This is a genomic window from Colwellia sp. Bg11-12, assembly GCF_014076955.1.
Classification (GTDB): Bacteria; Pseudomonadota; Gammaproteobacteria; order Enterobacterales; family Alteromonadaceae; genus Colwellia_A.
In genome coordinates this window covers 51,098-66,859 of sequence record NZ_JACGUZ010000072.1, presented here as the reverse complement: position 1 = coordinate 66,859, position 15,762 = coordinate 51,098, and the positions used below count along the sequence as shown (strand labels likewise).

Sequence of the window (15,762 nt, the reverse complement as noted above, 5' to 3'; positions counted from 1 at the left end):
CCATGATCACGGCTATTATTCGTTGGTCTGTTGGTAATCGATTTTTCGTACTGTTAGCGACATTATTACTTGTTGGTGCTGGTTTGTATTCTGTTAGCAAAACGCCCATTGATGCACTACCTGACTTATCTGATGTGCAAGTTATCATCAAAACAAGTTACCCTGGTCAAGCGCCGCAAGTGGTTGAAGATCAAGTCACTTATCCAATAACCACTGCTATGCTCTCTGTACCTGGGGCTGTTACTGTGCGCGGTTATTCATTCTTTGGTGACTCTTATGTTTATGTCATTTTTAATGAAGATACTGACCTTTATTGGGCACGTTCACGCGTACTTGAATATTTAAGTCAGGTTGCGCCAAATTTACCCAGTGATGCTCGCCCTCAACTAGGCCCAGATGCTACGGGCGTTGGCTGGGTATATTTGTATGCGCTAACAGACCCAACAGGTCAACATGACTTAAGCCAATTACGTAGTTTACAAGATTGGTTCTTAAAGTTTGAGTTGCAAACCGTACCGGGTGTATCAGAGGTTTCTGCTCTGGGCGGCATGGTCAAGCAATATCAAGTGAGGGTTGATCCCGATAAATTACGTGCTTTTGGTATTCCACTTTCACACATTCAAATGGCGATTAAACAAGGTAATCAAGAAATAGGTGCGTCAGTTGTTGAAATGGCCGAAGCCGAATATATGGTAAGGGCTACGGGATACATTAAAAGTGTCGAAGACTTAGAAAATATCCCTCTAGGGGTGAACGAAAATGGCACACCTTTACTGCTAAAAGATGTTGCCGATATAGGCACAGGGCCACAAATGCGACGTGGTGTCGCTGAACTTAACGGCGAAGGTGAAACGGTTGGTGGCATAGTCGTCATGCGGTTTGGCGAAAACGCTCAGCAAGTGATAAACCGTGTCAAAGAAAAACTTGAACAGCTGAAAAAAGGACTACCAGCAGGCGTTGAAATAGTGCCTGTTTATGACCGATCTGCCTTGATTGAACGAGCAGTCGAAAATGTTGCTTATAAATTGCTTGAAGAATTTGGGGTTGTCGCGTTAGTTTGCATCATTTTCTTATTTCATGTTCGTTCTTCCCTTGTTGTCATTATCAGTATTCCCGTAGGAATTTTAACGGCATTTATTGTGATGCACTGGCAAGGCCTAAACGCAAATATCATGTCGTTAGGAGGGATTGCCATTGCCATTGGAGCAATGGTAGATGGTGCAATCGTGATGGTTGAGAATATGCATAAGCACATAGAGGCTCTTCCGAAAGATAAGCCCTTAACCAAAGAGAATCGTTGGCAAATCGTCAGTGAATCAGCCAGTGAAGTCGGGCCAGCATTATTCTTTAGCTTATTAATTATTACAGTGAGTTTTCTGCCAGTATTTACCTTAGAAGCACAAGAAGGACGGATGTTTTCCCCGCTAGCTTTTACCAAAACATATGCCATGGCGGCTTCTGCCGTATTAGCTATTACCTTAGTACCGGTACTTATGGGGTATTTTATTCGAGGAAAAGTGCTGCCTGAGCATAAAAACCCGGTAAATAGATTGTTAACTTTTATCTATATGCCTGCGTTGAAAACCGTTTTGCGTTTTCCAAAGATGACGCTAGTAGCAGCATTCGCAATTCTTGCTATTGGGATATATCCATTGGATAAAATCGGTAGCGAGTTTATTCCACCGCTTGATGAAGGAGATCTGATGTATATGCCAACCACTTACCCTGGTATTTCAATAGGGCAAGCGCGGCAGTTACTGCAACAAACGGATAAGCTGATTAAAACCGTTCCTGAGGTTAAAACTGTGTTTGGTAAGGTTGGTCGAGCCGACACTGCAACAGACCCAGCACCTCTTACCATGATAGAGACCTTTATTCAGTTTAAACCTCAGGACCAATGGCGAGAAGGGGTAACCCCAGAAAGTTTAAAAAAAGAGCTTGACGATTTAGTGCAACTGCCAGGCGTTACTAACGCTTGGGTTATGCCGATTAAAACACGTATTGATATGTTAGCAACGGGTATTAAAACACCCGTAGGAATCAAGATTGCTGGCCCTAGACTCGAGATTATTCAAGAGATTGGTAAACAGTTGGAAGTGATTTTAAAAGATGTACCTGGCACCGCGTCCGTTTATTCAGAGCGTGTTGCTGGTGGCAGGTATATAAAAGTGGATATTCAACGAGCAAAAGCCGCACGTTACGGTTTAAATATTGCTGAAATACAACAAGTTATCGCTACGGCTATTGGTGGGATGAATGTTACTCAAACGGTTGAAGGTTTAGAGCGTTATCCGGTGAGTTTACGTTATCCACAAGATTATCGTGATTCGCCTGAACAATTATCTTTGTTGCCTATTGTTACCCCTAATGGCCAACGCATTTCCTTGGGCGATGTTGCTAATATTATTATCGAGGATGGCCCTCCGGGGATCAAATCTGAAAATGCTCGCTTAAATGGTTGGGCTTTTGTTGATATTGACGGCGTTGATGTTGGGACTTATGTCGTTGCTGCACAGAAAGTGGTCGCTGACCAATTGAAATTACCGGCCGGGTACTCTATTGCATGGGCAGGCCAATATGAATACATGCAACGTGCTAAAGCTAAGTTGGCTTATGTTGTGCCGCTCACTTTATTTATCATTGTTATTCTACTTTATCTGAACTTTAGAAATGTGATTGAGGTCGCGATGATCATGGGTACTTTACCATTAGCGATGGTGGGCGGTATTTGGTTAATGTATCTAGAGGGCTTTAACTTCTCGGTGGCGGTTGGGGTTGGCTTTATCGCGCTAGCAGGTGTTGCTGTAGAAATCGGTGTCATTATGCTGGTTTATCTCAATCAGGCATATCAAGAAATGCTTAGAGAGCATAGTGAAAAAGCTATCGAAACCACCAAAGAAGATGTACTTAAAGCGGTTTTACATGGCGCTGGTATGCGTGTTCGTCCGGTGATGATGACTTCAGCGACCATATTTATTGGTTTGTTACCTATTTTGTATGGTACAGGGACTGGCTCTGAAGTGATGGGGCGAATTGCAGCACCTATGATTGGCGGCGTGTTCAGTGCTGTCATATTAACATTACTTGTATTACCGGCATTATTTTATTTATGGCGCTCGTCATCGATAAAAACCAATGAAGTATAAAATAAACCTTGAGTTGTGTGTTAGACATAGGTTTATGCTTAAGCAATAGCAAACTAATATTAGTCACAGGGGTCATCATGAAAGTAAGTGAATTAGCAAAAAGTTTAATGGTGACCGCCGATACCGTTCGGTATTACACCCGTAATGGTTTTTTATCACCCAATAAAAATGCTCAAAATGGTTATAAGTCTTACAGTTTTAAAGACCAAAAAAGGTTGAGTTTTATTATAAGCGCAAGACAGCTAGGCTTTACCGTAAAAGATATAGAGAAAATACTCGTTGAAGCTGACAAGGGTCATAGTGCGTGTCAGCTCGCCAGAGCATTAATTGAGAAAAAACTACGTGAAACTGAGCGTCAGTTTCAGCAAGCATTAGCCTTAAGAAATCGTTTAACGTCAGCGATAGCTGACTGGCAGAGTAAGCCAAATAAAGCACCGACAAGTGAGATGATTTGTCATTTAATTGAAGGTTTCGATGAAGGCTTAGAGTCAAAGGTTCAACAAGATGATTCGGTGGTCATTCCCTTATCAAAAAAGGAGGCATAAATGAGTAACGCAATAAACAAGTTAAGAGCAACTGAATTATTAACCCTAGAACTGCTTATTGAAGGGGCTGGTTGCGCCAGTTGTGTTGGTAAAATAGAAACTGTTTTGAAAGAAATTATTGGGGTTAAAAACGCCGAAATGAATTTTGCATTACGAACTGTCAGTATCACAATGCAGCAGGACATTTCCCCACAACAATTAATCAAAGCTGTTGAGTCTATTGGTTATAACGCAAAAAGTGCTCAAGATACCAGTGACGAGGAGCTACTAAATGAAAAAGAGGCCGCTGAAAATAAATACTATAAAAAGCTGATGTTACAAACTTGGATTGGCTTAGGTTTAGGTGCGCCGTTAATGCTGTATAGCTTATTAGGCGGACCCATGACGGTAAATTCTAATTTGGAACGCGGAGTTTGGTTGGTCGTTGGTTTGCTCTGCGCGGCAATTATGTATTTTGCAGGAAAGCATTTTTATATTGGCGCTTATAAATCATTGGTTAACCACAGTGCCAATATGGACACCTTAATTGCTTTAGGCACGGGTACTGCTTGGCTGTATTCAATGATAGTGGTGCTTTTTCCGTTAGCATTACCTGAAATGGCTCGCCATGTTTATTTTGAAGCGACAGCGATGATCATTGGTTTAATTAACTTAGGTTTAGCACTTGAGGTAAAAGCACGAGGACGCACCAGTGAAGCCATAAAGCGTTTAATCGGTTTACAAGCTAAAACCGCCAGAGTGATAAGAGACGCTAAAGAGCTAGATATTACTATTGAGCAAGTTTTATTAAATGACGAAGTGCGAGTAAGACCTGGCGAGCGAGTACCCGTAGACGGAACGGTTATTGAAGGCAGCAGCACAATTGACGAGTCGATGTTAACAGGGGAGCCAATGCCTGTTAAAAAAGAGGTTGGTGACAAAGTCGCTGCAGGTACGATTAACAAATCAGGTGCTATTATTTTTAACGCTACCCGAGTTGGGAAAGACACAGCCCTCGCACAAATTATAAACATGGTGAAACGTGCGCAAAACTCTAAACCCCCAATTGGTCGCTTAGCTGATGTTATCTCTGCCTATTTTGTTCCTGTGATTATGATTGTTTCTATTAGTAGTGCCTTAATTTGGTTGAACTTCGGTCCTGAACCTACAGTTGCCTTTGCAGTAATTTCAGCGACCACCGTGCTAATTATTGCTTGCCCATGTGCCTTAGGATTAGCGACACCTATGTCTGTAATGGTGGGAATAGGTAAAGCCGCGGAAGCGGGTGTACTCATTCGTAATGGTGAAGCGTTGCAAACCTCTTCGAAAATAACGGCAATGGTCTTAGATAAAACGGGAACTATCACTTTAGGTGCACCTAAGGTTACCGATGTCTTGGTGTTTAATAACATGAAGGATAATACTATCTTGTCATTAGTCGCTAGTTTAGAGGCAGGCTCAGAGCACCCTCTGGCACAGGCGATTGTTGACTCAGCAAAAGAGCAAGAATTAACGCTTGATAAAGTTGAATTTTTTAACGCTATCGTCGGGCAAGGCGTTCAGGGTACTGTTAGCGGTGAAAAGCTATATTTTGGTAATGAAAAGCTAATGGTCGAGCAAGGTATTCCCCTTACTCAAGCTATTATTGAACGGGCTCAAGTGATGGCGGGCGAAGCTAAAACGCCGATGTATTTTGCACTAAATAACGAATTAGCCGCGCTCATTGCTGTGTCAGACCCGATAAAAGAAGATTCAATTTCAGCCATTAAGCGGTTACAAGATAATGGTATTCGAGTGGTAATGTTAACGGGCGATAACAAGGCTACTGCAAAAGCTGTAGCGGATAAAGTGGGTATAAGTGAGTTCTATGCTGAAGTATTACCAGAAGAGAAGTCATCTAAAATTGCCGAGCTACAAGCACAGGGAGAAATAGTTGGGATGACAGGCGATGGTATAAATGATGCGCCTGCCTTAGCGCTTGCTAATGTCGGTTTTGCTATTGGAACGGGCACTGATGTGGCCATTGAGAGCGCAGACATTACCTTAATGAGAGGCTCTCTTCATGGCTTAGCTGATGCAATCGCGGTAAGTAAAGCTACTTTACGGAACATCAAACAAAACTTATTTGGCGCCTTTATTTATAATGCTGCCGGTGTGCCCTTTGCTGCCGGAATTTTATATCCATTTTTTGGCGTGTTGCTAAGTCCTGTTATTGCAGGCGCGGCAATGGCTTTTTCTTCTTTGACGGTGGTAAGTAACGCTAATCGATTAAGATTTTTTAAGCCCCAAGATCATTAATCTACAGATAAAGGAATAAGTAAAATGATAATAATTAATGTCATCGGGTTTGTACTTATAGGGCTCGTTATTTGGTGGTTTTGGCTATATAAACCTGCAAAAGCTGTTGATACAAGTACTGAAAATATCACAATAATTGTAAATAATGGTATTTATCAGCCAGCTAAAATAAAGGTTGAAGCAGGAAAAGAAATCGCCCTTAAATTTCTTCGTAAGGATGGCAGTCCTTGCGCGGCAACAGTGCTTTTTCCTGAGTTTGAAATAAATGAAGAGTTGCCGTTGGATATCAGTAAGTCGATTTTTTTACCGTCAATGCCGCCAGGAGAATATCCATTTCATTGCCCAATGAAAATGTATAATGGCACTTTAGTGGTTAAATAATTTTATTAGCACATTCACCACGGAATTGTCATACACCCGCCTAAATGAAAGCGTGGGCGGAAGGCGTAATCGATATTGTGAGCATTGAATAACGATAATTTAATGCGTTATAATTGGCAAGGTTAGCAGAGTAGTCTCTGAAAAAAGTACAATAAAATCTCATTATAAAGTAAAGGTAGTATGCGTTAATGGTAGAAAATCGCAGTCAATTAAAAAGCAATTATGACGATCAAGGTTACGTTGTTATTAGAGATTACTTTAATGCCGCTGAAATTTCATCATTGAGAAAAGTAGTGCTGAAATTTCATGACTTATGGAAAAAAGACAATGCAAAGTTCTATCAAGAGGAAGCGTTTAATTCTTCTTTAATTACGGGAAGCCAATACCTGGCGTTCGACGATAGAGTGAAGCTTTTTAACTTCATCAGTTCAAAAAAAGTAATGGATATTGTTGAATCGGTTATAACAAATCATCCTGCATTTATGAATACCCAATTATTTTTTAACCCCGTTGATCCTAAGCAAAAAGATTTTTGGCATCGAGATTGTCAATACGACCATGAAGTTGAAGCGCAAAAAAAAGCGATTCAGGAGACGCAAGTTGTTCACCTTCGTGTGCCTTTGTTTGACGAGCTTGGTATGGAACTTGTGCCTGAAACACATAAGCGATGGGACAATGAAGAAGAATATAATGTCCGACAAGAAGAAAAGGGTAGGCTCAGCAGTGAAAACCTCTCTACTGGCAAAGCGATTAAGTTAGCCGCAGGCGACTTGTTAGTTTTTTCGGCTGACATGATCCACCGAGGTCTTTACGGAATGGATCGATTAGCGCTAGATATTTTAGTTTTTGATTCAGCTGGAGATTTTGCTGACTACGTTGATGACGACTGTTTACCCGAACGTTCAATGCTCGACAAAATAGATGATCCCAGGTTATTTGTTAATACGTTGCAGTTAAAAACGATTAACCTCAAGTAAAAATCCTCAAGGAGGGTGATACGGTATCAGTCTCTTTGTTTTTCATAGCATCAAAAAAATCTTGATTACCGCAAGCTATTTAACTTAATTCCCTGATGAATGGTAATGGCATAGATAGGGGGGCGATTTAAGTTTGTTTCAAATAAAATATTTTTAATAAAATCAACGACGCTGTATGATCAAAAACGCGCCAGTATTTCTTTATGATGTTTGACGTTTTATTCAACAATAAGTACATTAGGTGATCGTTATTACATTCGTCTATGTTGTATGGCAAATTATTTCTGATCAATACGCATTGAAATGAGGCCATAACTTGCGTAATACATCGAATAAAAATTTATCTAACTTATGCTAATATGAGAAATATGAAATTAAGCACATTTTTTTATCTGTTATTAACGCTGGTACTTTTCTATAGTTCTCCGTTGTTCTCAAAAGAACAAAGCAAAGAGCAGTCGAACGTTCTTACGATCGTCGGTGCTGAAGGTAACTTACCCTTTAGCTTTAACTTACCTGACGGTACTCCTAGCGGACTTTATATTGAGTTTTGGGAACTCTGGTCTAAAACAAATAACATCCCTATACGCTTTGTTATGGTGCCTTTTAAAGAAAGCTTGGCGTTAATAAAGCAGAAAAATACGCTCCATGTTGGACTCTTTAAAAATAAAGCACGAGAACAATGGGCAGACTTTTCATTACCTATCCACAACGTAAAAACCGGTATCATTTATAATCGTTCAATCAATAAAAACGCTAAGCTTAAAGAACTTCATGACGTAATAATATCGACTCAAAACCATAGTTTTCAAGAGTCATATTTGAAAAACCACTTTCCAGATATTGGTTTAACTACATTCGAAATCCTCGATGAGGGAATTGAGCAATTGTTAAATAATGATGTTCAAGCTGTGGTTGCTGAATTACCTAATGCTTTTGCACAAATAGCTAAAAAGGGCTTAAGTGGCGTATTCACTATTTCTGATGAGGTAATTGCTTCAAATAATGTCTTTGCGTTGATAGCAAAAGGCCAGCCTGAATTATTAACTCTGGTTAATACAGGTATCGAAAATATTCCGGTTAATAAAATCATTGAATTAGAAAAAAAATGGCTACCAACGTTAAAACCTTTTTTTGAAACATCGTCAACTAATCCTCATTTAACAGAAATTGAAAAACAATGGTTATCACAAAATAATTCATTTAGTTTGGGGACAGACTCCGCATTTCCACCGTTTGAATTTAACGATCAACAGGGAGTTCATAGTGGTATTTCCGCTGATTACATGCAGTATGCTAAACAACAACTAGGAATAAATTTAACACCTAGGTTAGGGGGGAGTTGGGGCGAAGCGTTTGAGGAATTTAAACGTGGCAATATTGATGTCATGTCTGCCATTTTTTATACAAAAGAACGAGCAGAGTATATTCGTTTTACTGAACCCTATTTTGAAATTTCATTGGTCATTGTCAGTAAAAAGAATGCTTTTTATGCTGAAAGTTTATCATCACTAAACCAAAGAAGGCTTGGCCTAATTAAAGGCTATGTTTATAACGAAATTATTACTCGAGATCATCCCAATATAAATATAGTTGACGTTATTTCGGTTGAAGATGGACTTAAAAAGTTACAGTCTGGTGAAATCGATGCTTTTGTTGATTCAATTGCTGCGATTAATTATGAAATAAACAAAAATAAAATTAATGACCTGATTATCACTTCATTTACTCCTTATACACTTGAATTATCAATGGCTGTTAGAAAAGGACTTGAACCCCTTATTCCTATTTTAAATAAAACTTTTGCCGCTATGAATGAAAAACAACGTTCTGCTATTGCGAATAATTGGCTGTCGGTTCACGTACAATCAGGGACAAAGTTATCCACTATTCTTTTTTGGGCTCTACCGATAATATCATTGTTGATTTTGATTATTTTAATATTTTTCCGTATGAACAAAAGGCTCAAAATAGAAATTGATGCGCGGGTTGAAAATGAAGGAAAGCGCATTGTAGCCCAACAAGATTTGGCGGTGCAAAAAAATGCAATGGATGAGCACTCCCTTGTTTTTGTCACCGATACGAAAGGTGTTATTACTTACGCTAATGATAAGTTTTGTGCGGTCAGTGGTTATAGCCGTGAAGAACTTATTGGTGAAAACCATCGTATTTTAAACTCAAAAAATCAGTCAAAAGATTATTGGCTCAACATTTACTTGGCAGTTTCTAATGGTGCGTTTTGGCACGATGAAGTGCTAATTAAAGCTAAAGGAGATCAACTTTATTGGTTAGATACGACTATTGTGCCACTTTACGATAACTATAATCAATTCAATGGTAACACCTATATTAGTACTGATATTACCCATCAAAAAGAAACTATTATTCGCCTAGCCCAAGCGAAAAAACAAGCTGATGTTGCCAATGAATCGAAAACTAATTTTTTAGCGAATATGAGTCACGAAATTCGTACGCCAATGAATGGCGTAATCGGTATGATTAATCTCTTACTTGATACTCCGTTAAATCAAGAGCAGCAAGATTTTGCCAAAACTGTAAAAAACAGTGCTGAATCGTTACTAGGGGTTATTAACGATATTCTTGATTACTCCAAAGTTGAAGCGGGTATGTTAGCGCTTGAACCACTTGAGTTTGACTTAGAATTGTTGCTGCATGAACTTGCTAGTAGTCTTGCTTTTCAGGCGCATGATAAAGGGCTAGAGCTTATTTTTCCTGCTAATATTATACCTACTCAGTCTTTTATTGCAGACCCTGGACGTATCCGGCAAATACTTAATAATCTTGTCGGTAATGCGATTAAATTTACTGAACAAGGTGAGGTGTCTGTTTATTGCAAAGTGCAAGAGCAAACAGAGCAACGTACAACACTTCTCTTTGAGATATCTGATACCGGAATTGGCCTTACTGAACAGCAGAAAAATAAACTTTTTGAACGTTTCAGCCAAGCCGACGGTTCAACTACCCGTAAATATGGAGGTACGGGATTAGGGCTATCGATAAGTAAGCAATTAGTCGAATTGATGGACGGTGAAATAGGGGTGAAAAGTGTTGAATGTGAAGGTTCAATGTTTTGGTTTACACTCAATATAGCGAATGCCAAAAGTACGCTACCAAATAAATCTTATAACAACTTACATAATCAAAAAATACTTGTGGTTGATGATAATTTAACAAACCGAACGTTATTAGGATTACTGCTCACTAAGTGGCAGGTTGAGCATACCTTGGTAGATAGTGGTCATAAAGCCTTAGAGAATTTAACGGAAGCTGCGATACAAGGACACCCTTATCATATCGCCATTCTTGATATGCAAATGCCTGAAATGGATGGCTTTCAATTAGCGGCGAAAATTAAAGGTGACAGTCGCCTTTTTGCAAATACTCGTTTAATGATGCTTACATCACAAGGCCAACGCGGTGATGCTGAAAAGCTTAAAACAGCAGGTTTTAACGGATATCTTAATAAACCGATTGATCAGTCTATTCTCTACAACACTTTAATGACAATAGCAGAAGTTAATTCCCCAGAGCAATCATTGATCACGGCATACAGTGCTCGCAAACTTCCTCAGTTCAAGGCAAGAGTATTGGTAGTCGAAGATAATGCTGTTAATCAAAAAGTTGCTCAAGGCTTGTTGAAAAAGTTTGGCGTACAAGTTGATTTGGCTGCTAATGGTGAAGAAGCACTGAGTTCTTTAAGCCATTTACCTTTTGACTTAGTGCTTATGGATTGTCAAATGCCAGTCATGGATGGTTATGAAGCCACTCAACGAATTCGCCTTCCCCAATCGAATGTACTTAACAGAAAGATCCCCATCATTGCGATGACTGCAAATTCAATGCAAGGAGATAGAGAAAAATGTTTAGCAGTAGGCATGGACGACTTTATTTCTAAGCCGGTAAACCCAAGTAAGCTCCAAGAGGCATTAACGCGCTGGTTACCTAAGGATAAATCACCTATTACTTAACCAGATAATCAACTTATACAACGTTACTCTCTGCTTTGTTAGCGTTAAGTTCCACGATAACTGAAACTTAACACTTCATAAGCTGTGCGGATTTCAATAAAGTCTTCTGCGCATCCGCCTTTATCAGGGTGACTAATGTTAGTTTTCTTACGGTAAGCTTTACGTATTTTAGACCAATCCACGTCTTTATCTAGCCCTAAGGTCATCAGAGCAGCTTCAACCTTATCTATCGCACGATACCTTTGCCAAAAGCTCGAAAAAAGTTTTTCGACTTCTTCAACGGTGATGTTACTCAAATTAGACCAGTCTAAATAGTAGCTGGCCAATTCAGTATCACGAGTGGTCAGGGCATTGGCACCATCAGTTGAATTTGGCACCATAGAGATTGCTAAGGGGAAGATTGTGAGTATAAAACCCTCGGTTTGAATGTCTCGTTGAATTTGATAAAGCGCATTCATTACAAAAAAATTCTTTTGGAAAATAACAACCTGAAGGTCGACATCCTTACCAATAAGCAATAAAAAGTCCTGATGACAAAGCGTGACCAAATCAAGCAACGAACATGAACTATTCTGTTGTCTTAAATATCCTAATATCGGAATAATTAACGGATTAATCATTGGCGTTGATTCACGGTTAATTTGTTGTTGAACTTTCTTCGTAGAGGAAGGTAACTTAGCCAGAGAAAAGGGCTCACAGTAATAAACCTCGACCTATCTGTATTCTTATCATTAAGAGATAGGAGGGAAATTGAGTATTAATTTAGCGCCGTTTTTATACTCTTTGTCTAGTGATAAGTAGCCTTGTTGTTTACGTGCAAAATCGCCACATAAACTTAACCCTAAACCGTGACCTAATTCTCCTTGAGTACCTCGGTTGCTCGCGACACTCTCACTAAATAACCCGTTTTGTATATCAAGTGGAACACCTTGTCCCGTATCCGTAATGATTAGTTGAATTTTATCCTCAATAGTTTGTGTTTTTATATGTATAGTTCCTTGCTCTGGCGTGTATTTAATCGCGTTTGCCAGTAAATTACGAATAATGGTTTTAGTTAAATTAACATCTGCCATAGCTACCGTATCTTCACTTTTTTCGTGTTTAATAGTAAGTTTTTTTAGGATAAAACTCTCTTTCATTAAGTCGAGCGTTTCTGTTATCAGCGGATTTAAAGCGGTCGCTTTTAACTCAACATGAAGCGCACCTAATTGATTGCGTGACCATTGTAAAATTTCGTCTAATAACTGATAGAAAGTGAGTGATGACTCTAAAATACCGTTTGCCATTTCAGCGATAAGCTCAGGCTCAAGTGTGTCAGCATTTTGATGGAGAATTTTTGATAGCCCCAAAATCCCGTTAAAAGGTGACCGTAAATCATGAGACATAACGGCAAATATCTTTTCTTGATCTTTTTGCATGCGCAATAGCTGTCGATTACGAAGTCTCAGTTCTAGTTGGCTAACCACTTGTTTAGCCAAAGTGTTTAATGCTAACTGCTGTTTTTCATCTAGTTTTTTAGGAGCGGTATCAATAACGCACAAGGTACCTATAGGCAAACCATTTGTACTGACAAGTGGCGCGCCCGCATAAAAGCGAATATCGGGTGCACCGGTTACAAGCGGGTTATCAATAAAGCGCTTATCTTCTAAGGTGTCAGGTATTTCAAATATTTGGTCTTGTAAAATCGCATGCGAACAAAAGGCTATTTCCCTTGGTGTTTCAGGTGCATCAAGTCCTACGCGTGATTTAAACCACTGGCGGTCTTTATCTACAAGCGAGATAAGCGAGATAGACGTGCCACAAATTGCACTCGCCAACTGAGTCAGTTCATCAAGTGCTTTCTCATCTTCGGTATCTAATACTTCGTAACGAAGTAACTCATCAATACGTTGTGTTTCTTTAGGGTGCAGTCCTGCACTTATCATAATGCTCAAATCCTTACTGTGTATTAACTAAGTCTAGACGATAATTGGCTGTTAATTGTATTGTTATAAATAGAATTTATTGATTTTAGCAGAGTTTGTCAAACTTCAAATTACGCTGAGTAAGTTAACAATTCACTCAGGTGGTCAATAGGCCTAATTAATGTGACTGTCTGCTTCGCTCTATACTATTATTAACCTTTATACTGATGGGCTTTTAAAACATCTAGAGATATTACGGCTAAAGCTTTTTGGTTGGTTGCCTCAAGCACAATAGGAGGAGCAGCATTAGCTGCAATCGCCTGATACCAGCGAACGGCGCATAAGCACCATTTATCACCCGCTTTTAAGCCAGGGAAGTCATACATAGGGTTAGGAGTGATTAAATCATTGCCTTGTGCTTTTGATAATTGCAGGAATTCATCGGTCATAATTGCACAAACACTGTGGTTGCCAAAATCAGATTCTGGTACATAACAAAACCCTTTTCGGGTATAGCCCGTATTACTACAACATAACTGTAAACTTGTACCTAATACATTGAATTGATTATCCATGAAGGTGCCTTGTATTAATGAACGTTAAATGAAATGGAAGACCTACTATGTTAGACAAAAGTAAGCTTAACTCGATTCCAAATGATAGCACTGAACCTACTTCTGCTGGTAATTTTAGTCCCGAAGAAATAGCAAAATTTGATAAGTTGGCTGAGAGTTGGTGGGATCCAAACGGTAAGTACAAGACCGCACTTGAATTTAATCGCGCCCGCGTCGAGTATTTTATAACGCAAATATGCTTATTCTACGACCGAGATCCCAAAAAGGTAGCGCCGCTGCAAGGCTTACGTATTTTAGATGTGGGTTGTGGTGGAGGCTTGGTTTGTGAGCCTTTGGCAAATGCAGGCGCTAGCGTAGTAGGCATCGATGTGAGTGAAATGAGTATTGAAGTTGCGAAGCGTCATGCGTTGAAATCTCAGCTTGATATTGAATATCGTCATGAGCATGCGCACCACACGAGCACAAGCGACCAGAACCGTTATGATGTTGTCATTAATGCTGAAGTTATAGAGCATGTTCCGAATAAGAAAGATTTGGTAAAAGAATGTAGTCAATTATGTAATTTCAATGGCTGTGTCATTATGGCAACACTCAATCGTACGTGTAAATCTTACCTAATTGGGATTATTGGCGCCGAATATATAATGCGTTATTTACCTATTGGTACGCACAGTTGGCGTGACTTTGTAACGCCTGTCGAATTGAATAATATGGCTTCAATGGCGGGTATGCAGTTGATAACAGAAATGGGCATGTCTTACAGCCTAGTGACTAAAACATGGAAAACCACCGCAAGTCTTGGGGTCAACTATGTACAACTCTATAAAAAACTAGCGACCGGTTAGACTGTTAATCTGTAAATAGTTAACTGACTGACAATATTTAATGTTCTGTTATGCTAAACATGTGATAGTAACAAGAGAATAAAAGAAAAAGTCAGTTATTGTCTCGATGGTAGCAATGGCTAGGTGAAAACCAGCACCATAAAAAGGGGTTGAACCATCACTACTAGTCGACTTGCGTTTCGTGCACTACGCTTAAGTGTTGATGAACTGAAGGTCTACGTTTTATCCTTCACTGAACTTGCTAACTATTTACACCTTTCATCAGGTGTTAGGTGACTTTATGTTTACTGAAAATCCAGAAGATTTTATCTATAACTCATCAATAGGTATTCATGCTGTCTCGCCAGAAGGTATCATTGTTTATGCCAATGAGTGTGAGCTTGAAGTGCTAGGATATGAAAAAAATGAATATATAGGTCACCACGTGTCAGAGTTTCAGATAGACGAAGACTGCTTATCTGATATGATGAAACGTTTAAGTCGTTTTGATATTTTGAAGAATTACCCCGCAAGGGTACAAGGTAAAAATGACGTTAAATATATTATTTACAACTCAAGTGTTTATGAAGAGGGTGGAGAGTTTAAACATACTCGTTGTTATGGAACTGAAGTAGAAAAGGTCATTTATGATGTTTTCTTTAAACATTTTGATTTTTAAATTTTGCTGTTTTTATTCATAGATACATTTTATTGCTCACTTTTTTGTCCATTATGAGACGGTTCAGCCTCTATTAGCTCGAGAACCTTAACCGTTTAGCGTATCCTATGCATTATTAAATTTATTGTTATTTATTATTTATTATGAACATTGAAGTAAAAAACATTCCCGTTCCCCAAGTCACCTGTGCAAATTGTCAGGCATGTTGCTGCAGTTTAGAAGTTAGAATTATTTCTGATACTGGTGTGCCTCATCGGCATATCTATATTGATGACCATGGCCATGAATCAATGTTACGACTTGATGATGGTCTGTGCTCAGCGCTCAATCGAGATACATTATTGTGCTCTATCTATGAAAACAGACCTTGGGTTTGTCGAGAATTTGAGATGGGTTCATATGAATGTATCGACGAAAGAACAGAAAAGCTCTATACCTCAGTAAACAATTGAACGTTGATTTTAT

The 15,762-nt window shown here is 39.1% G+C and carries 12 protein-coding genes; 9 read left to right on the top strand and 3 right to left on the bottom strand.

What is annotated here, in order from left to right; translation table 11 throughout:
- The first annotated feature begins 2 nt into the window (after positions 1 to 2).
- From H4J39_RS11875 to H4J39_RS11850, 6 genes are all read left to right on the top strand, one after another.
- The gene (locus H4J39_RS11875; protein ID WP_182228569.1) at positions 3 to 3,146 is read left to right on the top strand and encodes an efflux RND transporter permease subunit; all 3,144 of its coding nucleotides are present in this window, start codon (positions 3 to 5) and stop codon (positions 3,144 to 3,146) included.
- 77 nt (positions 3,147 to 3,223) lie between these two features.
- A complete protein-coding gene (locus tag H4J39_RS11870; protein WP_182228567.1) occupies positions 3,224 to 3,691 on the top strand; it encodes a MerR family transcriptional regulator in 468 nt (155 codons plus the stop codon).
- Positions 3,692 to 5,968: a heavy metal translocating P-type ATPase gene (locus H4J39_RS11865; RefSeq protein WP_182228565.1), complete on the top strand. Its 2,277-nt coding sequence runs from the start codon at positions 3,692 to 3,694 to the stop codon at positions 5,966 to 5,968.
- A gap of 24 nt (positions 5,969 to 5,992) precedes the next feature.
- Complete coding sequence (locus tag H4J39_RS11860; protein ID WP_182228563.1) at positions 5,993 to 6,349, top strand: cupredoxin domain-containing protein; 357 nt, start codon at positions 5,993 to 5,995, stop codon at positions 6,347 to 6,349.
- 188 nt (positions 6,350 to 6,537) lie between these two features.
- Entirely contained in the window at positions 6,538 to 7,326 is a 789-nt protein-coding gene (locus H4J39_RS11855; protein WP_182228561.1) for a phytanoyl-CoA dioxygenase family protein, read from the top strand.
- A 368-nt stretch (positions 7,327 to 7,694) separates the two neighbouring features.
- Entirely contained in the window at positions 7,695 to 11,315 is a 3,621-nt protein-coding gene (locus H4J39_RS11850) for a response regulator (protein WP_182228559.1), read from the top strand.
- Positions 11,316 to 11,359: 44 nt separating this feature from the next.
- Here the strand turns inward: H4J39_RS11850 and H4J39_RS11845 are convergent, their stop codons facing one another.
- The 3 genes from H4J39_RS11845 to H4J39_RS11835 form a co-directional block, all read right to left on the bottom strand.
- Positions 11,360 to 11,935: a DNA-J related domain-containing protein gene (locus H4J39_RS11845; RefSeq protein WP_182228557.1), complete on the bottom strand. Its 576-nt coding sequence runs from the start codon at positions 11,933 to 11,935 to the stop codon at positions 11,360 to 11,362.
- Positions 11,936 to 12,046: 111 nt separating this feature from the next.
- Positions 12,047 to 13,240 carry a GAF domain-containing sensor histidine kinase gene (locus H4J39_RS11840; protein ID WP_182228555.1) on the bottom strand — a complete coding sequence of 398 codons (1,194 nt, stop codon included), beginning with the start codon at positions 13,238 to 13,240 and terminating at the stop codon, positions 12,047 to 12,049.
- 191 nt (positions 13,241 to 13,431) lie between these two features.
- The gene (locus H4J39_RS11835) at positions 13,432 to 13,794 is read right to left on the bottom strand and encodes a DUF2237 family protein (RefSeq protein ID WP_182228553.1); all 363 of its coding nucleotides are present in this window, start codon (positions 13,792 to 13,794) and stop codon (positions 13,432 to 13,434) included.
- Positions 13,795 to 13,841: 47 nt separating this feature from the next.
- Here H4J39_RS11835 and ubiG point away from each other — a divergent pair, with 47 nt between their 5' ends.
- From ubiG to H4J39_RS11820, 3 genes are all read left to right on the top strand, one after another.
- Positions 13,842 to 14,639, top strand: coding sequence for a bifunctional 2-polyprenyl-6-hydroxyphenol methylase/3-demethylubiquinol 3-O-methyltransferase UbiG (gene ubiG / locus H4J39_RS11830; protein WP_182228551.1), 798 nt, complete (start codon positions 13,842 to 13,844; stop codon positions 14,637 to 14,639).
- A gap of 280 nt (positions 14,640 to 14,919) precedes the next feature.
- The gene (locus H4J39_RS11825; RefSeq protein WP_182228549.1) at positions 14,920 to 15,297 is read left to right on the top strand and encodes a PAS domain-containing protein; all 378 of its coding nucleotides are present in this window, start codon (positions 14,920 to 14,922) and stop codon (positions 15,295 to 15,297) included.
- Between the two features lie 143 nt (positions 15,298 to 15,440).
- A complete protein-coding gene (locus H4J39_RS11820) occupies positions 15,441 to 15,749 on the top strand; it encodes a YkgJ family cysteine cluster protein (RefSeq protein WP_182180862.1) in 309 nt (102 codons plus the stop codon).
- Positions 15,750 to 15,762: the final 13 nt, after the last annotated feature.

Excerpts from the sequence above, each read along its gene's own strand:
- H4J39_RS11825 (WP_182228549.1), top strand. The coding sequence starts at position 14,920 with ATGTTTACTGAAAATCCAGAAGATTTTATCTATAACTCATCAATAGGT.
- H4J39_RS11870 (WP_182228567.1), top strand. The coding sequence starts at position 3,224 with ATGAAAGTAAGTGAATTAGCAAAAAGTTTAATGGTGACCGCCGATACC.
- H4J39_RS11835 (WP_182228553.1), bottom strand. The coding sequence starts at position 13,794 with ATGGATAATCAATTCAATGTATTAGGTACAAGTTTACAGTTATGTTGT.
- H4J39_RS11860 (WP_182228563.1), top strand. The coding sequence starts at position 5,993 with ATGATAATAATTAATGTCATCGGGTTTGTACTTATAGGGCTCGTTATT.
- H4J39_RS11875 (WP_182228569.1), top strand. The coding sequence starts at position 3 with ATGATCACGGCTATTATTCGTTGGTCTGTTGGTAATCGATTTTTCGTA.
- H4J39_RS11845 (WP_182228557.1), bottom strand. The coding sequence starts at position 11,935 with ATGATTAATCCGTTAATTATTCCGATATTAGGATATTTAAGACAACAG.
- H4J39_RS11820 (WP_182180862.1), top strand. The coding sequence starts at position 15,441 with ATGAACATTGAAGTAAAAAACATTCCCGTTCCCCAAGTCACCTGTGCA.
- ubiG (WP_182228551.1), top strand. The coding sequence starts at position 13,842 with ATGTTAGACAAAAGTAAGCTTAACTCGATTCCAAATGATAGCACTGAA.
- H4J39_RS11850 (WP_182228559.1), top strand. The coding sequence starts at position 7,695 with ATGAAATTAAGCACATTTTTTTATCTGTTATTAACGCTGGTACTTTTC.
- H4J39_RS11855 (WP_182228561.1), top strand. The coding sequence starts at position 6,538 with ATGGTAGAAAATCGCAGTCAATTAAAAAGCAATTATGACGATCAAGGT.
- H4J39_RS11840 (WP_182228555.1), bottom strand. The coding sequence starts at position 13,240 with ATGATAAGTGCAGGACTGCACCCTAAAGAAACACAACGTATTGATGAG.
- H4J39_RS11865 (WP_182228565.1), top strand. The coding sequence starts at position 3,692 with ATGAGTAACGCAATAAACAAGTTAAGAGCAACTGAATTATTAACCCTA.